We start from the raw sequence: 16,448 nt of genomic DNA, 5'->3' as shown, positions 1-16,448 counted from the left end.
AGGGACCCTTCCTTACCGGGGCCGAGGTGGGCGACCGGCGTCAGCGGCGCGGTGTCGGCAGGGTGCCCTGGCTGATCAGCGCCCAGACCCCGTCGCCGCCGGCATCGAGGGCGGCCCGGGTCAGCAGCTCGTCCCAGTGCTGGAGGGAGCCGAACTCGGAGCGCCAGGCGAGCACCGGCCGGGTGAGCCCGTGTAGCTCGTGTTCGAGGGTGGTGCCGATCGCGCCGTGCACCTGATGGGCGTTGCGGACCACCACCGACGCCGCGTGACCGGCACAGGACCGGGCCACCGCGACCGCGAAGGCCAGGCCGTCGTCGTCACCCTCCGCCGCGCGGAGCACCGCCGCGTCGGTGGCGACGCGGGCCAGGGACGACTCGGCGGCGATGTCCGCCACCAGGCCCTGCACCGCCTGGAAGGCCGCCAGCGGACGCCCGAACTGCGTCCGGGCGGTGGTGTGCGCGACACAGAGCTCCAGGACCCGGTCCATCGCGCCGCACATCTGCACCGCCCGGGCGAGCGCACCGCGCAGCAGCAGCCGCTCGGCGAGATCCGCGTCGACCGGCGTCCCGTCGAGCCCGGCGAGGTCGACCGCGACCGCGTCGCGGGGCTCACCCGCGACGTTGTCCGCTTCGGTCACCGCGACCGCCGCGGCCGGCACGTCGGCGACCCGCCAGCCGTCGGCGGCGGGGAAGAGCAGCACGATCCGGGCGGCGGCGTGCGCCCACGGCACCGCCCGGGCCCGCCCGTCCGCGTCCAGCACGCAGGCGGTACGCAGGGCCCCGTCGGCCGGCAGCCCCGCCCGCTCCAGCAGCCACCCGGCGAGCAGGTCGTGCTCGGCCAGCGGCAGCGGCACCGCGTGCCGGGCAGCCGCCGCCAGCAACGCCGCCGCCTCCGGCCAGCCGGCGCCCGCACCGTACGGTTCGGCGCCGGTGAGCCGGGTCAGGCCCAGCGACTCCAGCAGCTTCCAGAGCTCGACGTCCAGCGTCGCGGCGACCTCGGTCCGCGCCGGGCGGTGCGCCGCGAACACCGAGTCCAGCATGTCGACGAGGGCGGGGTCGACCCGCTCCGGCCCGGTCATCGTCGCATCCCCAGCCCCCGCGCGATCACGCCGCGCAGGATCTCGTTGGTGCCGCCCCGGAGCGTGAATCCGGGACGCTGGAGCAGGCCGGCGGTGAGCAGGTCGGTGAACCGCTCCGACAGCTCCGCCCGGTCGTCGGAGAGCTGGTCGGCGTACTCGGCGATGTCGCCCTCGGTTGCCGTGCCCAGCAGCTTGACCAGTGCGGCGGCGGTGTCGGCCGGCTCGCCGCGTTCCAGGGCGCCGGAGACCGCCAGCGACATCTGGTGCAGCCCGGTGAGCCGGGCCACGTACCGCCCGGTGTCGGTGTGCCGGGGCAGGAGGCCCTGGCGCATCGCCGCCACCGTCTCGGCGAGCAGCGGCACCGTGGAGAGGAACCGCTCGGGCCCGCTGCGTTCGTAGCCCAGCTCCGAGTTGACCTGCCGCCAGCCGGCGCCGATCTCGCCGAGGACCATGTCGTCCGGAACGAAGACGTCGTCGAGGAAGACCTCGTTGAAGTGGTGGGCGCCGTTCATCGAGGTGATCGGGCGGATGGTGACCCCGGGGCCGCGCAGGTCGACGATGAACTGGCTCAGCCCGGCATGCCGGTCGGCGGTGTCCAGCGGCGCGGACCGGGCCAGCGCGAAGAACGCGTGCGCCCGGTGTGCCCCGGAGGTCCACACCTTCGTGCCGGTGAGCCGCCAGCCGCCGTCCACCCGCACCGCCCGAGTACGGACGCTGGCCAGGTCCGAGCCGGAGTCCGGCTCGCTCATCCCGATGCCGAAGTAGCACTCGCCCCGGACGATCGCCGGCAGGAACCGCCGCTTCTGCGCCTCGGTGCCGAACCTCAGCAGCGTGGGCGCGATCTGCCGGTCGGCGACCCAGTGCGCGGCGACGGGGGCGCCGACCGCGAGCAACTCCTCGGTGACGACGAACCGGTGCAGGAAGGTCCGGCCGTGCCCGCCGTACTCCGTGGGGATCGTCATGCCCACCCAGCCCTGGGCGGCGAGGGCGCGGGTGAAGTCCTCGTCCCAGCGGGTCAGCCAGGTGTCCACGCCCGGCGTGAGGACGCCCCGCGCGATCTGTTCGCGGAGGAAGTCGCGTACCCGCGTCCGGAGGGCGGCCAGGTCCGGCGGCTCCGGTGTCACCGGCGGCACCAGCCGGCTGCCCATTGCGCTCACTCCCCGGTGAAGTGCGGATCGCGGCGGTCGAGGAAGGCCCGCACCGCCTCTTCGTGGTCCCGGGTCTGATGGGCCAGCGCCTGCATCGCGGCGGAGAGCTCCAGGATGCTGTCGAGGCTCTGGTGTTGGGCCTCACGCAGCAGCTTCTTGGCCATCCGTACGGCGTGCGGGGGGTTTGCCGCCACCCGGTCCGCCAGCCGGCGTGCCTCGGCGAGCAGTTCCCCGTGCGGCACGACCCGGGAGACCAGCCCCCACTCCAGCGCGGTCGCCGCGTCCACCCGGTCCCCGGTGAGCGCCATCTCGGCGGCCCGGGCGGCGCCGACGGCGCGGGGCAGCAGCCAGGCGCCGCCGTCGCCCGGGATGATGCCGAGCTTGACGAAGCTCTCCGCGAAGAACGCCCGCTCCGAGGCGATCCGCAGGTCGCACATGAGCGCCAGGTCGCAGCCGGCACCGACCGCAGCCCCGTTCACCGCCGCGATCAGCGGCACGTCGCACGCGTACATCGCCCGGGGGATCCGCTGGATGCCGCGCCGGTAGCTGTCGCGCAGCTCGTGCGGGGCGCCGCCGAAGAGGCCGACCCGGTCCGCCATGTCCTTGACGTTGCCGCCCGCGGAGAAGGCGCTGCCGGCGCCGGTGAGGATGACCGCCCGGACCGCCCGGTCGGCGTTGACCGCGTCGACCCGGGCGACCAACGCGTCGATCACGTCGTCGCCGGAGATCGGATTGCGGGCCTCCGGCAGGTTGATCGTCCACGTTTCCACGGCACCGTCCCGCTCGACGAGAACCGGATCGTCCACGCGCGTCTCCTCGGTGTGCTGCTGATCTGCCTGCCCCGAAACCAACCACACGCCCGCTGGGTCGGCAACACCGGGTGCGGCTCGCCCGATCATGCGGCAAGGACCGGCGGCGCAACGGGCACGGGCCGGAACTATGGTCGGGCCATGACCTCGGACAGCGGCGACCGCGACGACTGGACCAGGCCCGGAACGTTCGAGGTCGCCCCCGGCGTCCATCGCGTGCCGCTGCCGCTGCCCAACGACGGCCTGCGCGCGGTGAACGTGTACGTCCTGCGCGACGACGACGGCCTCGTGCTCGTCGACTCCGGCTGGGCGATCGCCGAGGCGAGGACCGCGCTCGACGCGGCGCTCAAGGAGCTGGACTGCTCACTGGGGGACGTGCGCCGGTTCCTCGTGACGCACGTCCACCGGGACCACTACACGCAGGCCGTGCACCTGCGCCGCGAGTACGGCATGCGGGTAAGCCTCGGCGCCGGCGAACGCGAGAGCCTGGCGGTGTCCATGACGCCGCACCGGAACCCGCTCGCCGAGCAGCTCGGCCGCCTGCGGCTGCTGGGTGCCGGCGAGCTGGCCGACACCCTTGCGGGGCTGACCGGGGCGCGGCTGAGCACCGAGGACTGGGAAATGCCGGACGACTGGTTCCACGACGGTCAGCAGATCAGGCACGGCGACCACACCCTGCACGTCGTCGAGACGCCGGGCCACACGCGTGGCCACGTCGTCTTCCACGACACCGGCTCACACCTGCTGTTCGCCGGCGACCACGTGCTGCCCACCATCACGCCCTCGATCGGGTTCGAGGCCGTGCTCTCCGCGAACCCGCTCGGCGACTTCCTGGGGTCGCTCGCGTTGGTCCGGCAGCGACCGGACGCCCGACTGCTCCCGGCGCACGGGCCGGTGACCCCGAGCGTGCACGCGCGGGTCGACGAACTGATCGCGCACCACGGCGCGCGGCTCGACGAGACGGAGGCCGCCGTCGCCCGTGGGGCCGGGTCGGCGTACGAGGTCGCCGCGCAGCTGCGCTGGACCCGGCGGGAACACCGGCTGGCCGACCTCGACGTGTTCAACGCGATGCTCGCCGTCACCGAGACCGCGGCACACCTGGAACTCCTGGTCGCGCAGAGCCGCCTGACCCGGGCCGACGTCGACGGGCTGCGCTGTTACGCCACCGCGTGACGTCGACGGGCTGCGCTGCTGCGCCACCGCGTGACCTGGGCGGTGCCGGGTCCACCGTGGCGTTGGGCGCGCGCCGTGGGTGGTCGGGTCGACGCGGGGCGCGGCCGTGCGCCTACGATGCGGCGTATGGCACTGCTGCACCGGGCGGAAATGCACCCCACGAAGTTCGCACTCCTGGCGGCGTGGCTGCCCGCCCGGGCGTGGTACCAGGGGCCGGCCGCCCCCGATCTCGCAGGCGTGGCGGCCTACCGGTTCGATGACCCGGCCGGCGCCGTGGGCGTCGAGACGCTGCTCGTCAGGGTCGGCGACGGGCCGATCCACCAGGTCCCGCTCACATACCGTGGCGCACCCCTGGACGGCGGCGACGACTTCCTTGTCGGCACCACCGAGCACTCCGTGCTCGGCCGCCGCTGGGTGTACGACGCCTGCGGAGACCCCGTCTACGCCGCGACGCTGGCGGCGGCCGTGCTCGCCGATGCCGGGCAGGCGGAGGTGTTCTTCGAGGTCGACGGCCGGCGGGAGCACCGCGAGCCGACGATGGCCATCGCCGGTAGCGGCCCCCGGGGCGCCGACGTCCCGGCCGTCGGCACCGTACGGGACGTGGTGGGGGACGATCTCACCCTCATCGTCACGGATTCCGTGGAGTTGGCCGTCGTCCGCCGCCTCGACGGCGGCACCGCGTCGGACGGCGCGGTGCTGACCGGCACCTGGAGCGGCCAGCCGAGCCCGCTGCCGCTGGCGTACGCCCGCCGCCGCTGAGCGGCGCACCGCAACCGCAACCGCTGGTGCACCGCACCGCACCGCTTGTGCAAACCGCACCGCCGAAGGACCGCACCGCATCGCATCGCGCCGCATCGCATCGCGGCAGCGCTGGCGCTGGGCATCGCGCCGGCCGCACCCGGCAATCGAAGGGTGAAAGGGTCTTGTATTCCTACTGGTTAAGTAGGAAACTGGGGCCATGTTGGCCGCTCGCGTGCTCACCTCCCGTCGGGTCATCGACCTGATGCGGGTCGCCTCGCAGCTCTGTCCCGGCCCGCGCCCGACGGCCTGACCGTCCGGTTCCGCCTCGCCGGCCGTCCGCTGCCACACCCGGGCACAGGCTGAGCCGGCGCGTTCACCGCCAGCGCCACCGCGATCCGGGTCAGCTGCCGAGCCCACCCGAGGCGTCACGCACGCGCTGCGCGCCGCCCACACACTCCCCGCCGTCGCGCGCCGGCTCCGCGGGGTCTCCGTTCACTCCCGCGGCACGGCCGCGCCCCTCCTCAGGTGACCCTGCCCGCGCACGGTCGACCGCCCTATACGAAGGAACGCCATGAGCAGTGATCCGTCACCCCAGACCACACCCACCGACAACGAGTCCCGGCTCGCGTTCAACGAGGACTGGGCCGCCACCGTCCTCGGCCTCGTGCTTGTCGGCCTGGTGCTGGTCGGTGCCATTCCCGCCGGGCTGGTGCCCTGATGGCCGCCGGGCAGGATCCCGCCCGGTCCGGTGCCCTGACGGCCGCCGGGCAGAACGTCGCCACCGACCCCGCCGCGTCGGTCGGAGAACCGGCCCCCACGCCGCCGGCCGAAGAACCGGTCCACACCCCGCCCGGGGGCACCGCCAGGTCCGGCCCGTACTGGGCCTGGACGGGGCTGGGCCTGCTCGTGGTGCTGGTCCTCGCGGCGCTCACCCGCATCCTGGAGCAGAACGTCCCGGCCTGGGCCGAGGGCAGCGCCGTCGAGGACGTCGCCGCGGCGGTCGAGTATCCCGTGTACGCGATCCTGCTCGGGCTGCTCGGCAACGTCGCGGTCACCCGGCTCGGGCTGCACGACCGGATCGCCGCGGCGTTCCGTACCGAGTTCTTCGTCAAGACCGGCCTGGTGCTGCTCGGTGCCTCGATCAACCTGGCGGTGATCGCCAGTGCCGCCGGCCCGGCGCTCGCCCAGGCGGTCCTGCTGATCAGCGGGGTGTTCCTGTTCACCTGGTGGCTGGCCGGCCGGCTCGGGCTCGACGACAAGCTGCGGGCGCTGCTCGCCTCGGCGGTGTCGATCTGCGGGGTCAGCGCCGCGATCACCGCCGCGGGCGCGGTGCGGGCCCGCCGCGAGCAGTTGGCGTACACGGCCAGCCTGGTCATCGTCTTCGCCCTGCCGTCGATCTTCATTCTGCCGTGGCTGGCCGACCTGCTCGGGCTCTCCAACGCGGTGGCCGGCGCGTGGATCGGCGGCAACATCGACACCACCGCGGCGGTCACCGCGGCCGGGGCGCTGGCCGGGGAGGAGGCCCTGCAGATCGCCAGCATCGTCAAGGTCACCCAGAACGCCCTGATGGGGGTGGTGGCGGTGGCCCTCACCGCGTACTTCACCCTGCGGGTGGAGCGCCGGCCGGGGGCAGCCCGGCCCGGCGTGGGGGAGCTGTGGCGCCGGTTCCCGAAGTTCGTCCTCGGCTTCGTCGCCGCCTCGGTGATCGCCACCTGGTACCTGGACGCGGCGGGCGCGGACGGCAAGGCCACCATCGCCGTCGTCAACGACCTGCGGGTCTGGTTCCTGATCCTGGCCTTCGTCAGCATCGGCCTGGAGGTCCGGGTGGCGTCGATTCGGGAGGCCGGGTGGCGGCCCGTCACGGTCTTCGCCGGGGCCACCGTGTTCAACCTGGCCCTGGCGCTCGGGCTGGCGACGCTGTTCTTCCACGATTTCGTTGCCTGACTCCTCCGGAAGGTTCCGATGGTCATCGCGCGGCACGACACCGACCCTCTCATCGGTGGGTGGCAGGACGGGATCGACAGCGGCTGGGCGGCCGACGCCGACGCGTTGCGGACGGTGCTGCGCCACCAGGCCAGCACCGTCACCGTGGTCACCGCGCCCGGCGCTCCGGCGGTCGGCTTCACCGCCACGTCGTTCACCTCGGTGTCGCTGGCGCCGCCGATCGTGTCGTTCTGCGTGAACGTCGGTTCGTCCAGCTGGCCCACCCTGGCCGGTGCCCGGCACGTGGCGGTTCACCTGCTCGCCGAACACCAGCAGCAGTTGGCCCGGACGTTCGCCACCAGCGGCATCGACCGGTTCGCCGTACCCACCCGATGGCGTACCGGACCGGAGGGGGTGCCGATCCTCGCCGGTGTCCTGGCCTGGCTGCTCTGCCGGGTGGTCGACCGGGTGCCCGTCGGCGACCACGCCGTCGTGCTGGCCGAGCCGGAACTTCTCCGGCACGCCGACGCCGGCTCGCCCCTGCTCCACCACCAGGGCCGGTACGCCGGGCTGGCGGCCGGGGCGGTCCGGCGTACCGCCTGAACCGGCTCCCCGTCGGGCCCGCCGACGGGGAGCCGGCGGGCTCAGCCGACCGTGACCGGGTGCCGGACGATCCCGTCGAACATGTAGCCGAGGGTGTTGTGCCTGGCCAGCTCGGGCTGGCCGGCTCCGGTGCTGTCGGTGGCCCGGGCCCGCAGCGTCCAGCGGCCCGGCCCCGGCGGGCGCCACAGCGCCGTCCACCGCTGCCACGGCCCGCCCTCGTCGTCCGGTACGAGGTCGGCGGGCCGCCAGTCGTCCCGGTCGTCGGTGCTGATCTCGACCTGCCGGACGGGGCCGTTGCCGGACCAGGACCGGCCGCGCAGCAGCACGCTCACGCCGGCTGGTATCCGGGCGTCCCAGGGCAGCTCGAAGGCGCTCTTGACGGCCTGGGTCGTCAGGAGCCCACCGTCGTCGGGGTAGCCGGGACCGAACATCCGGTAGAACCGGGTGTTCCACGGTGAGAACAGGGCGGTCGCGGAGACCTCCACCGGGCCGACCCACTTGATCGACGAGATCCCGATCCAGCCCGGCACGACCACCCGCACCGGGAATCCGTGGTCGGGCGGCAGCGGACGACCGTTCATCTCGTACGCGAGCAGCACGTCGTCGAGGGCCTTGCCGATCGGCAGGGGGCCGGCGTACCCGGCCGAGGTTCACCCCGCCGGTGACGTACTCCGGGTCCAGGCCGCCGACCGGGTCGCGCTCACCGGCCGCGGCGGCGGCCAGCGCACCCATCGCGGTACCGAGCCGGGTCAGGCGCACCGCTCGGGCCCGGGGCGGCGAGACCGGCCCCGGCCGCCACCGAGGTGTGGGGCCGAGGCCGGAGTCGTCGGGGTGTGGTGGCGGTCAGGCGGCGGGCACGCCGAGTCGGTCGAGCAGGTGGCGACGCAGCGCCCCGAAGGCCGGATCGTCCGGCGTACGGCCGTGCCCCAGGTCGACGGGAAGCTCCTCCGCGATGACGCCCGCCTCCAGCAGCAGGATCCGGTCGGCGAGCAGCAGGGCCTCCTCCACGTCGTGGGTGACCAGCAGGGCGGCGAAGCCGTGCTCGGCGCGCAGCCGGCGCAGCAGCCCCTGCATCCGCAGCCGGGTGAGCGCGTCGAGGGCACCGAACGGTTCGTCGAGCAGCAGCAGGTCGGGCTCGCGGACCAGCGCCCGGGCGACGGCCACCCGCTGGGCCTGGCCGCCGGACAGTTCGGCGGGCCACGCGCGGCGTCGGTCGGCCAGCCCGACCTCGGCCAGTGCCTGGCTGATCCGCCGGTCGGTGTCCGGGCCGGACAGGCCGAGCCCGACGTTCTCCGCGACCCGTTTCCAGGGCAGCAGCCGGTGTTCCTGGAACACCACCGCGGCCGTGCCGTGCACGGTGGTTCCTCCGGTGGCCTCGCCGTCCAGGCCGGCGAGGATGCGCAGCAGGGTGCTCTTGCCGGAGCCGCTGCCGCCCAGCAGGGCCACCACTTCGCCCCGGGAGATCGCCAGGTCGACGCCGGCCAGCACGACGGTGGGGCCGAACGCCCGGCGTACCGCGTGGGCGGTCAGCACCGGCGCCGCGCCGGTCAGGTCGCCCGCAGTCCGCGACGCCATGTCAGCGTCCTCCTCTCCGCGACCCGCAGCGCCAGGTCGGACGCCAGGCCGAGCAGCGCGTAGATCAGCAGGCCGAGCACGACCACGTCGGTCTGGCTGAACTCCCGCGCCTCCATCATCAGGAAGCCGATCCCGGTCTGGGCGTTGACCTGCTCGCCGACGACCAGGCTGAGCCAGGCCGCCCCGATCGCCAGCCGCAGGCCGAGAAAGAGGGCGGGCAGCGCGCCGGGCAACACCACGTGGCGCAGCCGGGCCGCCTGCCCCAGCCCGCACGTCCGGGCCGCCTCGACGAGGCGTTCGTCGATGTCCCGGATGCCGGCGTAGGTGTTGAAGTAGATCGGGAAGAACGCGCCCAGGGCGACCAGGCTGATCTTGAGCGACTCGCCGATGCCGACCCAGATGATCAGCAGCGGGACCAGGCCCAGGTGGGGCAGCATCCGGGCCATCTGCACCGGCGGGTCGACGAGGTCGTCGCCGAGCCGTAGCAGTCCCGCCACGGTGCCGAGCAGCAGCGCGAGCCCGCCGCCGACGAGCAGGCCGGCGCCGGCGCGGGTGAGCGAGTCGAGCAGGTGGGTGGTCAGGGTGCCGTCGCGGGACAGCCGCCATCCGGTGGCCAGCACGTCGCTCGGCGCGGGCAGCTTCTCGGGCGCCAGCAGCCCGGCCCGGGCGGCCAGTTCCCAGCACAGGACCAGCAGGACCGGGCTGACGAGCCGCCACCACCGGCGGGCCGGCCGCCGGGATCGCGGGGGCGTCACCGGTGCGGTCACGGTGACGGGGACGGGAGTGTCGGCCAGCGTCGTACGGCTCACTGGAGGACCTCGTTGAAGCGATCGTCGACGCGGCCCCGGATGTCGACCGGCCCCGGGATGAGCTTCAGCGCGACGAAGCCGTCCGCGATCGCCTGGAGTTCGTCGCCGATGGCCGGGGTGACCGGGGCCAGGGGCTTGGCGCTGCGGAGCAGGGCGCGGCCGGTGACGTCCTCCGCGATCTTCAACTCGGGCGCGAGGGTGCGGGCCCGCTCGTCGGGATTGGCGATGCCCCAGTCGGTCACGGTGCGGTACGTCCGCAGGAAGGCCCGGATGTCGTCCGGCCGGTCCCGCACGGCGTCCGGGGAGGCCAACACGTACTCGCGGTTGCTGGCGAGGCCGGTCGCGTCGGCGAGCACCCGGACTCCGGGCTGCTCGGCGAGGGCGAAGTACGGGTCCCAGATGATCCAGGCGTCGACCTGCCCGTTGTCGAACGCGGGCCGCCCCTCGGCGGGCTTGAGATACTTGACGTTGATGTCGTCCAACGTCATCTTGTTCGCCTCCAGCAGGCGGACGAGGAGCCAGTGCACGTTGGAGCCCTTGTTGAGGGCCACGGTCTTCCCCCTCAGGTCGGCGAAGCTGCGGTAGCCGCTGGCGTCCTTGACCAGCACCGCCTCGCCCTGCGGGACGGGTGCCGAGGTGCCGATGACGGAGAACGGGATCTTCCCCGCCGCGGCGAAGACAGGCGGCGCCTCGCCGACCTGTCCGATGTCGATCGAGCCGGCCTTGAGCGCCTCGGTCAGCGCCGGCCCGCTCTCGAACAGCGCCCACTCCACGTCGGGGGCGGCGTTGCGGGCCTTGACCAGGCTCAGTCCGCCGAATCGCTGGTAGCCGATCCGCAGCGGTCCGGTGTCGCCGTCGCCGGCGTTCGCGCTCCCGCCGCCGCAGGCGCTGACCCCGGTGGCCGCGACCAGCGCCAGGGCGATGAGCAGGGCCGTCACCGGGCGGTGTCGGCGGGAGAAGACCGTTCCAGGGGTACGCATGACAGCTCCTACGGGGATGGGCCTGGGGATGTGACGGCTCCGACAGCGGCCGGCGAGAATGAAGCCTACTAACCCGATAGGTTTTATGGGTAGGCTGTCCCCGCAATCGTCCCACCCCTCAGGAGGCGTCCGGCTGCCCGCCGGGCGCCCCGCCGCACCCGCTTCCGCCGCGTACTGGAGGAAAGATCCGGATGGCCCTCACCTTCCACTGGTTCCTGCCCACCTACGGCGACAGCCGGGACATCGTCGGCGGAGGCCACGGCGTGCCGGTCGGCACGGCCGGCGGCGCCCGTCCGGCAACCGTCGCCTACCTCGGCCAGATCGCGCGGACCGCCGAGCAGCTCGGCTTCGTCGGCGCGCTCACGCCGACCGGCGCCTGGTGCGAGGACGCCTGGCTGAGCACCGCGATGCTCACCGAGGTGACCGAGCGGCTGAAATTCCTGGTCGCCTTCCGGCCCGGCCTGCTCACGCCCGCGCTGGCCGCGCAGATGGCCTCGACGTTCCAGCGGCTCTCCGGCGGCCGGCTGCTGGTCAACGTGGTCACCGGCGGCGAGTCCCAGGAGCAGCGCGCCTACGGCGACTTCCTGGACAAGGACGCCCGGTACGCGCGCACCGACGAGTTCCTGCACATCGTGCGGGCGCTGTGGCGCGGCGAGACGGTGGACCACACCGGCGGGCACCTGCGGATCGAGCGAGGCCGACTGAGCCGGCTGCCCGACCCGGTCCCGCCGATCTACTTCGGCGGATCCTCCGCAGCCGCGCTGCCGGTGGCGGTGCGGCACAGCGACGTCTACCTCACCTGGGGCGAGCCACCGGCCCAGGTGGCCGGCAAGCTCGACCGGGTCCGCGAGCTGGCCGCGCAGGCCGGCCGCGAGCTGCGCTTCGGCATCCGGCTGCACGTCATCACCCGGGACACCGCCGAGGAGGCGTGGGCGCAGGCCCGCCGGCTGCTGGACGGCATCGCCGAGTCCGACCTCCGAGCCGCCCAGGAGGGGCTGCGCGGCAGCGAGTCCGAGGGACAGCGCCGGATGCTCGACCTGCACGGAGGCTCCCGCGACGGCCTGGAGGTCGCGCCCAACCTGTGGGCCGGGTTCGGTCTGGTCCGGGGCGGCGCCGGCACGGCGCTGGTCGGCAGCCACACGGAGGTGGCCGACCGGATCGCCGAGTACCACGCGCTCGGCCTGGACGAGTTCATCCTCTCCGGCCACCCGCACCTGGAGGAGGCGTACTGGTTCGGTGAGGGTGTGCTGCCGATCCTGCGCGAGCGCGGGCTGTGGCGACACCCGGCCGGCGGGCCCGAGCCGGTGGAACCGAGGAACCTGCCGTTCGTCCCGGCACCCACCGGTGCGCGGTGACGATCCCGGGGCCGACCGACCTGACCGGCCAGGACCTCCTCGGCCGGCACGGGCGGACCGGTCAGGCGCGGGCGCGGCCCGTGGGACGACGGGACAGGGAACTCGACGCGTTGACGCCGGCGTCGTCGCTGACCCCGATGCCCAGCCGCTCGACCAGTTCGCCGCCGAGCCAGGCCGTCATCCCGGACAGGATGATGCCCGCGAAGCTGCAGACCAGGGCCAGGACGCTCGGCTCCCAGTTCACCGCGGACGCCCGTACCAACCAGCTCACCGCGAACAGCAGCACGACGACGACGTTGCCGATGCCGTGGATCGCGCCGACCCGCTTGGCGCGGGTGCCGGCCGGGATGCCCCGCCAGTCCGTGAAGCCGAAGACGGCGGCGACGAGGCCGCCGATGACGCCGGCGCCGATGGTGTACGCGGCGGAGATCTGGAATCCGGCGCGGTCCGTGATCAGGTACAGGATGTCGAAGATCACCGCCGTGGGAACAGCCCCAGCGGGAAAACGATCATCATGGGATGGATCCCGTGGCCCAGTGCCTTGGCCCGACTCTCCACCGCGACCTCCCTGCCCGACGGATCCTGACCGCGCGGGATACCCCCTCGGGGCGCTGCTACACCCCACCGTCACCGGAGGCGTCCGCCGCGTGGGTGACGGCCCGTGTGGCCCGGTTCGAGGACGAAGTCACGACGCTGGGCGAGCTTGGCGACCCGGCTCTGGAGCGCCGCCGACGACGCGTGGCAGCGGAACCGCCTACCCGGTTGGCCGGTCCCCCCAACGGGAGGACCGGCGGCGACACCTCGGTGTGGCGGATCAGCCCCAGATTGCGGTCGCCCACTCCGGGTGGTCGACGAACGGGTTCCGGTTGCCCTGCCAGCGCTCGTAGATCCGCTGGTTGCGGCGCTTCTCGAAGGTGTCCGGCGGGTCGGCCTGGTTCCACTGGAGCAGCACCGACATCTTGCCGTGGTACGGCGCGCTGCCGTTGTTGACCGACTGGTTCAGCTCCAGGTTGGGCCAGCCGTCGGTGCCCTCGTACCGGATCGCCATGTACATGATCATGCGGGCCACGTCGCCCTTGACCGCGTTGCGCGGCTCCCACGAGTCGGCGTCGGTGTAGCAGCCCGGCGCCTCGGCGACGGGGCTGCCGCCGGTGTCGAAGTCCTTGTTGCCGCGCGTCGAGTTGACCGAGACATCGGTCGGCCGCAGGTGGTGCACGTCGGTGCCCGGGCCGGTCGCGGTGCCGAAGTCGCCGTGCGACTTGGCCCAGACGTGCTCGCGGTTCCAGTCGTTGACGCCGCCGCCGTTACTGGTCTTGCTCTGGGACCGCCCGGTGTAGAGCAGGATGACGTTGCTGCTGTTGGCCGGGTCCTGGTCGGTGTCCCGCAGCGCCTCCCACACCTGGTCGTAGGAGAGCTTCGTCTGCACCTTGATGATCGAGTGCAGCGAGCCGCGCAGCGCCGTGCCGGACTTGCCGATCGCCGTGGCGTAGTAGGTGGAGTCGTAGTCGCCACCGGGTGTGGTCGGGGTCGGCACCGGCGTCGGTGACTGGGTCGGCACCGGGGTCGGCGACTGGCTCGGCGAGGGCGTGGTGCCGCCGAGGGTCATCGCCGTCGGGTTCTTCAGGCCGCCGTGGCTGAAGTAGGCGGTCAGCGTGCCGGTGGTGGTGATCCGCTGGCCCCGCAGGCCCGGGTTGGTGAGCAGCCCGAAGGTGCTCCGGTAGGCGGCGCTGACCTGGACGTAGAGCATCCTGCTCGCGCCGGTCTCGGCGGCCGTGTCGGCGATCGCGATCGCGGTGTCCGAGGTGAAGCCTGACCTGAGCACGGTCGTGGCGCTGGTCGGTTGGCCGATGACGTAGCCGGTCACGGTCGCGTTCCGACCGTCCTGCGCGGCGAGCGCCTGGGCGACGGTCAGGGTGGTGGCGGCTGACGCCGCCGCCGTCACCGCCACGGGGGCCACCAGCACGACGACCAGCGCGAACGCCATCGCCAGCCTTCTGGGCCCCGAGCGGATACTGCTCTTCGTATTCATGAGCAGCGATGCTAGCGGTGCGGGCGTGAACGCCGGGAGATCGGGAGCGCAAATTTCGGCGCGACCGGTCTACGCCCCCGGGCCGCCGGACGGGCCGGGACTCCCGCCGGTACCGGTCGCGAATGATCCGCCGGCCCCCAGATAGGTCAGAGCCGCCACCACCCGGCGGTTGGTGTCGTCGCTGGGCGGCAGGCCGAGCTTGGCCAGGACGTTGCCGATGTGCTTGCCGATGGCCGCCTCGGTGACGTGCAGCTTCGCCGCGATGGCGGCGTTGGAGTGGCCCTCGGCGACAAGCATCAGCACCTCCCGCTCGCGGGGAGACAGCGCCTCGAGCGGATCGCGCGGGCGGTGCAGCAGTCGCCGTACCACGTCGGGGTCGACGACCGTGCCGCCGCCGGCGACCGTGCGCAGTTGGCCGGCGAACTCGGTCACCTCGGCGACCCGGTCCTTGAGCAGGTAGCCGACGCCGCGGCCGTCGCCGCTGGCCAGGAGGGCCGAGGCGTACTCGGCCTGCACGTGCTGGCTCAGCACCATGACCGCGAGCCCGGGACGCTCGGCGCGCAGGGCGACGGCGGCGCGCAGGCCGTCGTCGTGGAGGCCGGGCGGCATCCGGATATCGGTCACCACCAGGTCGGGCTGGTGCGCCCGGGCCGCCTCCCGCAGCGCCGGAGCCGAGCCGACGGCGGCGACCACCTCGAAGCCGAACCTGGCCAGCAGGCCGACGAGGCCCTCGCGCAGGAGGACCTCGTCCTCGGCGAGCACGACCCGCGTCATCGGTGGCACGGCAGTTCCACGCGTACGAGAGTAGGGCCGCCGGGCGGACTGGCGAGCAGCAGCCGCCCGCCGGCCGCGGCGACCCGGTCGGCGAGACCGGTCAGGCCGGTGCCCCGCGCCGGGTCGGCGCCGCCGTGACCGTCGTCGGAGACCTCCACGACGAGTTCGCCGCCGGCCAGGGCGAGCCGGACCTCGGCCCGGGTCGCCCCGGAATGCCGGAGGACGTTGCTCAGCGACTCGGACACCACGAAGTAGGCGGTGCTCTCGACGAGTTCGGGCAGTGGCTGCCCGAGGTCGGCGTGGACGGTGACCGGGATGGTCGCCTCGCCGGCCAACTCCCGTACCGCGCCGGCCAGGCCGAGGTCGGTGAGGCTCTGTGGGCGGATGCCCTGCACGATCTGTCGGAGCTCGACCATCAGGTTCCTGGCCTGGTCGTGCGCGACAGCGAGCGGAGCGGCGGCGGGGGAGTCCTCGGGCACGTCCAGCCGGGCCAGGCCCAACTGGAGGGTGAGGCTGGTCAGCCGGGGCTGTGCGCCGTCGTGGATGTCGCGCTCGATGCGGCGGCGTTCGGCCTCGTACGTGTCCACGAGCCGGGCCCGCGAGCGGTTGATCTCCCGCAGCGCCGCTCCGTCGGCGGGCCGGGCGAGCAGCCACCGGGCCACCGCGCCCTGGACCGCGGCGAGCACGCCGAGCCCGTACGTGAGCGCCGGGAGGAGCAGCACCCCGACGACGGCGTACGGGACGGCCTGACCGGGCGTGTCGATGGTGTTCCAGATCACGATGACCTCGTCGTCGACGTTGGCCAGCCAGGGGCTGGCGACCAGCGTGAGGTCGAGCAGCACGAGCAGGGTGAACACGGCGTACCCGAGCGGCACGAGACCGCCCAGCCAGAACGTGTGGGCGACCTCCCGCCACGCGGCGGCGGTGGTGTACCGCGCGGCCAGGCCCTGCCAGCGGTACGCGGGCACCGGGCGCGGATCCACGATTCCCAGACGCTGTCGCTCGACCGTGGTCACCGCGATGCTCACGATCGGGGCCGACACCAGGATCATCAGCGCGCCGACGGTCAGGAAGAGCACGAGGGGAAGCTCGACCGGACGGCCCTGCCGTACGGAGTTCACGGCCACCAGCACCGGTGCCCCGACGACGAGCAACCCGACCGAGAGCGCACCCGCGATCGGCACGGTGGTGACCGCGTAGGCGAGCGCCCGCCACGGCCAGCCGGAGAGCAGGTAGCCGGGCCGGCGCAGGGCCTCGGCCAGGTGCGGGGGTGGAGCTGTGGTCATGCCGCAGACGCTAGTCCGGGCCGGATCGCCGCCCCAGCCGGCTGGGCGTAGTCCCGGGGTATACCCAGCACTACCCCCGGTACCGCCCCGGACGGCCCGGCCAGCAGGAGAATCACGGCCCGCGGCCCGCCGGGTGGCCGGTCGTCGGCCCGGCGGCGGCGTAGG

The 16,448-nt window shown here is 73.7% G+C and carries 17 protein-coding genes; 6 read left to right on the top strand and 11 right to left on the bottom strand.

Annotation, left to right across the window (positions count from 1 at the left end):
- Positions 1–40: 40 nt before the first annotated feature.
- From GA0070608_RS31415 to GA0070608_RS31405, 3 genes are read right to left on the bottom strand one after another with little or no spacing between them, the layout of a single operon-like run.
- Positions 41–1,078, bottom strand: a complete 1,038-nt coding sequence (locus GA0070608_RS31415) for an acyl-CoA dehydrogenase family protein (protein ID WP_091633838.1) — start codon at positions 1,076–1,078, stop codon at positions 41–43.
- Positions 1,075–2,226, bottom strand: a complete 1,152-nt coding sequence (locus GA0070608_RS31410) for an acyl-CoA dehydrogenase family protein (protein WP_091633834.1) — start codon at positions 2,224–2,226, stop codon at positions 1,075–1,077. Before GA0070608_RS31410 ends, GA0070608_RS31415 begins: the two co-directional genes overlap by 4 nt.
- Positions 2,227–2,231: 5 nt before the next feature.
- Entirely contained in the window at positions 2,232–3,032 is an 801-nt protein-coding gene (locus GA0070608_RS31405) for a crotonase/enoyl-CoA hydratase family protein (RefSeq protein ID WP_176733909.1), read from the bottom strand.
- Positions 3,033–3,176: 144 nt separating this feature from the next.
- On the opposite strand from GA0070608_RS31405, the gene GA0070608_RS31400 reads away from it, so the two are divergent.
- The 5 genes from GA0070608_RS31400 (at position 3,177) to GA0070608_RS31385 (ending at position 7,475) form a co-directional block, all read left to right on the top strand.
- Positions 3,177–4,208 carry an MBL fold metallo-hydrolase gene (locus tag GA0070608_RS31400; RefSeq protein ID WP_091633828.1) on the top strand — a complete coding sequence of 344 codons (1,032 nt, stop codon included), beginning with the start codon at positions 3,177–3,179 and terminating at the stop codon, positions 4,206–4,208.
- Positions 4,209–4,334: 126 nt separating this feature from the next.
- Positions 4,335–4,967, top strand: coding sequence for a CG0192-related protein (locus GA0070608_RS31395; protein ID WP_091633824.1), 633 nt, complete (start codon positions 4,335–4,337; stop codon positions 4,965–4,967).
- Positions 4,968–5,520: 553 nt separating this feature from the next.
- Positions 5,521–5,667 (top strand): hypothetical protein, encoded by a 147-nt coding sequence (locus tag GA0070608_RS32945; RefSeq protein ID WP_176733908.1) that lies wholly within the window; start codon positions 5,521–5,523, stop codon positions 5,665–5,667.
- Positions 5,667–6,893, top strand: a complete 1,227-nt coding sequence (locus GA0070608_RS31390; protein ID WP_091633820.1) for a YeiH family protein — start codon at positions 5,667–5,669, stop codon at positions 6,891–6,893. Before GA0070608_RS32945 ends, GA0070608_RS31390 begins: the two co-directional genes overlap by 1 nt.
- Positions 6,894–6,911: 18 nt before the next feature.
- Positions 6,912–7,475, top strand: a complete 564-nt coding sequence (locus tag GA0070608_RS31385) for a flavin reductase family protein (RefSeq protein ID WP_091633816.1) — start codon at positions 6,912–6,914, stop codon at positions 7,473–7,475.
- Between the two features lie 41 nt (positions 7,476–7,516).
- Here GA0070608_RS31385 and GA0070608_RS31380 read toward each other — a convergent pair whose 3' ends face one another.
- The 4 genes from GA0070608_RS31380 to GA0070608_RS31365 all read right to left on the bottom strand — a co-directional run bounded on the left by GA0070608_RS31380 (position 7,517) and on the right by GA0070608_RS31365 (position 10,839).
- Positions 7,517–8,074, bottom strand: a complete 558-nt coding sequence (locus tag GA0070608_RS31380) for a molybdopterin-dependent oxidoreductase (protein WP_245716040.1) — start codon at positions 8,072–8,074, stop codon at positions 7,517–7,519.
- Between the two features lie 244 nt (positions 8,075–8,318).
- On the bottom strand, positions 8,319–9,050 hold the full coding sequence (locus tag GA0070608_RS31375; protein ID WP_091633811.1) for an ABC transporter ATP-binding protein: 732 nt from the start codon (positions 9,048–9,050) through the stop codon (positions 8,319–8,321).
- Positions 9,023–9,859, bottom strand: coding sequence for an ABC transporter permease (locus GA0070608_RS31370; protein ID WP_091633806.1), 837 nt, complete (start codon positions 9,857–9,859; stop codon positions 9,023–9,025). The genes GA0070608_RS31375 and GA0070608_RS31370 overlap by 28 nt, the downstream gene beginning before the upstream one ends.
- Complete coding sequence (locus tag GA0070608_RS31365; RefSeq protein ID WP_091633802.1) at positions 9,856–10,839, bottom strand: aliphatic sulfonate ABC transporter substrate-binding protein; 984 nt, start codon at positions 10,837–10,839, stop codon at positions 9,856–9,858. Before GA0070608_RS31365 ends, GA0070608_RS31370 begins: the two co-directional genes overlap by 4 nt.
- Positions 10,840–11,030: 191 nt before the next feature.
- Here GA0070608_RS31365 and GA0070608_RS31360 point away from each other — a divergent pair, with 191 nt between their 5' ends.
- Positions 11,031–12,194, top strand: a complete 1,164-nt coding sequence (locus GA0070608_RS31360; RefSeq protein ID WP_091633799.1) for an LLM class flavin-dependent oxidoreductase — start codon at positions 11,031–11,033, stop codon at positions 12,192–12,194.
- Positions 12,195–12,255: 61 nt separating this feature from the next.
- On the opposite strand, the gene GA0070608_RS31355 is transcribed toward GA0070608_RS31360, so the two are convergent.
- The 4 genes from GA0070608_RS31355 to GA0070608_RS31340 form a co-directional block, all read right to left on the bottom strand.
- Positions 12,256–12,672: a DUF2231 domain-containing protein gene (locus tag GA0070608_RS31355; protein ID WP_245716039.1), complete on the bottom strand. Its 417-nt coding sequence runs from the start codon at positions 12,670–12,672 to the stop codon at positions 12,256–12,258.
- 336 nt (positions 12,673–13,008) lie between these two features.
- A complete protein-coding gene (locus tag GA0070608_RS31350; RefSeq protein WP_091633796.1) occupies positions 13,009–14,223 on the bottom strand; it encodes an endonuclease in 1,215 nt (404 codons plus the stop codon).
- A 69-nt stretch (positions 14,224–14,292) separates the two neighbouring features.
- Positions 14,293–14,997, bottom strand: a complete 705-nt coding sequence (locus GA0070608_RS31345) for a response regulator (protein WP_411970757.1) — start codon at positions 14,995–14,997, stop codon at positions 14,293–14,295.
- Complete coding sequence (locus GA0070608_RS31340) at positions 14,994–16,283, bottom strand: sensor histidine kinase (protein ID WP_091633790.1); 1,290 nt, start codon at positions 16,281–16,283, stop codon at positions 14,994–14,996. The genes GA0070608_RS31345 and GA0070608_RS31340 overlap by 4 nt, the downstream gene beginning before the upstream one ends.
- Between the last annotated feature and the right edge of the window lie 165 nt (positions 16,284–16,448).

The organism is Micromonospora peucetia (assembly GCF_900091625.1).
Lineage (GTDB): Bacteria > Actinomycetota > Actinomycetes > Mycobacteriales > Micromonosporaceae > Micromonospora > Micromonospora peucetia.
Note: the sequence above shows the minus strand (reverse complement) of the source record. Positions and strands in the feature narration are given on the sequence as shown.

What these genes read in the sequence shown, in the direction of transcription:
- GA0070608_RS31415 (WP_091633838.1), bottom strand. Translation starts at nt 1,078, where the DNA reads ATGACCGGGCCGGAGCGGGTCGACCCCGCCCTCGTCGACATGCTGGAC.
- GA0070608_RS31410 (WP_091633834.1), bottom strand. Translation starts at nt 2,226, where the DNA reads ATGGGCAGCCGGCTGGTGCCGCCGGTGACACCGGAGCCGCCGGACCTG.
- GA0070608_RS31400 (WP_091633828.1), top strand. Translation starts at nt 3,177, where the DNA reads ATGACCTCGGACAGCGGCGACCGCGACGACTGGACCAGGCCCGGAACG.
- GA0070608_RS31395 (WP_091633824.1), top strand. Translation starts at nt 4,335, where the DNA reads ATGGCACTGCTGCACCGGGCGGAAATGCACCCCACGAAGTTCGCACTC.
- GA0070608_RS32945 (WP_176733908.1), top strand. Translation starts at nt 5,521, where the DNA reads ATGAGCAGTGATCCGTCACCCCAGACCACACCCACCGACAACGAGTCC.
- GA0070608_RS31390 (WP_091633820.1), top strand. Translation starts at nt 5,667, where the DNA reads ATGGCCGCCGGGCAGGATCCCGCCCGGTCCGGTGCCCTGACGGCCGCC.
- GA0070608_RS31385 (WP_091633816.1), top strand. Translation starts at nt 6,912, where the DNA reads ATGGTCATCGCGCGGCACGACACCGACCCTCTCATCGGTGGGTGGCAG.
- GA0070608_RS31375 (WP_091633811.1), bottom strand. Translation starts at nt 9,050, where the DNA reads ATGGCGTCGCGGACTGCGGGCGACCTGACCGGCGCGGCGCCGGTGCTG.
- GA0070608_RS31365 (WP_091633802.1), bottom strand. Translation starts at nt 10,839, where the DNA reads ATGCGTACCCCTGGAACGGTCTTCTCCCGCCGACACCGCCCGGTGACG.
- GA0070608_RS31360 (WP_091633799.1), top strand. Translation starts at nt 11,031, where the DNA reads ATGGCCCTCACCTTCCACTGGTTCCTGCCCACCTACGGCGACAGCCGG.
- GA0070608_RS31350 (WP_091633796.1), bottom strand. Translation starts at nt 14,223, where the DNA reads ATGAATACGAAGAGCAGTATCCGCTCGGGGCCCAGAAGGCTGGCGATG.
- GA0070608_RS31345 (WP_411970757.1), bottom strand. Translation starts at nt 14,997, where the DNA reads ATGACGCGGGTCGTGCTCGCCGAGGACGAGGTCCTCCTGCGCGAGGGC.
- GA0070608_RS31340 (WP_091633790.1), bottom strand. Translation starts at nt 16,283, where the DNA reads ATGACCACAGCTCCACCCCCGCACCTGGCCGAGGCCCTGCGCCGGCCC.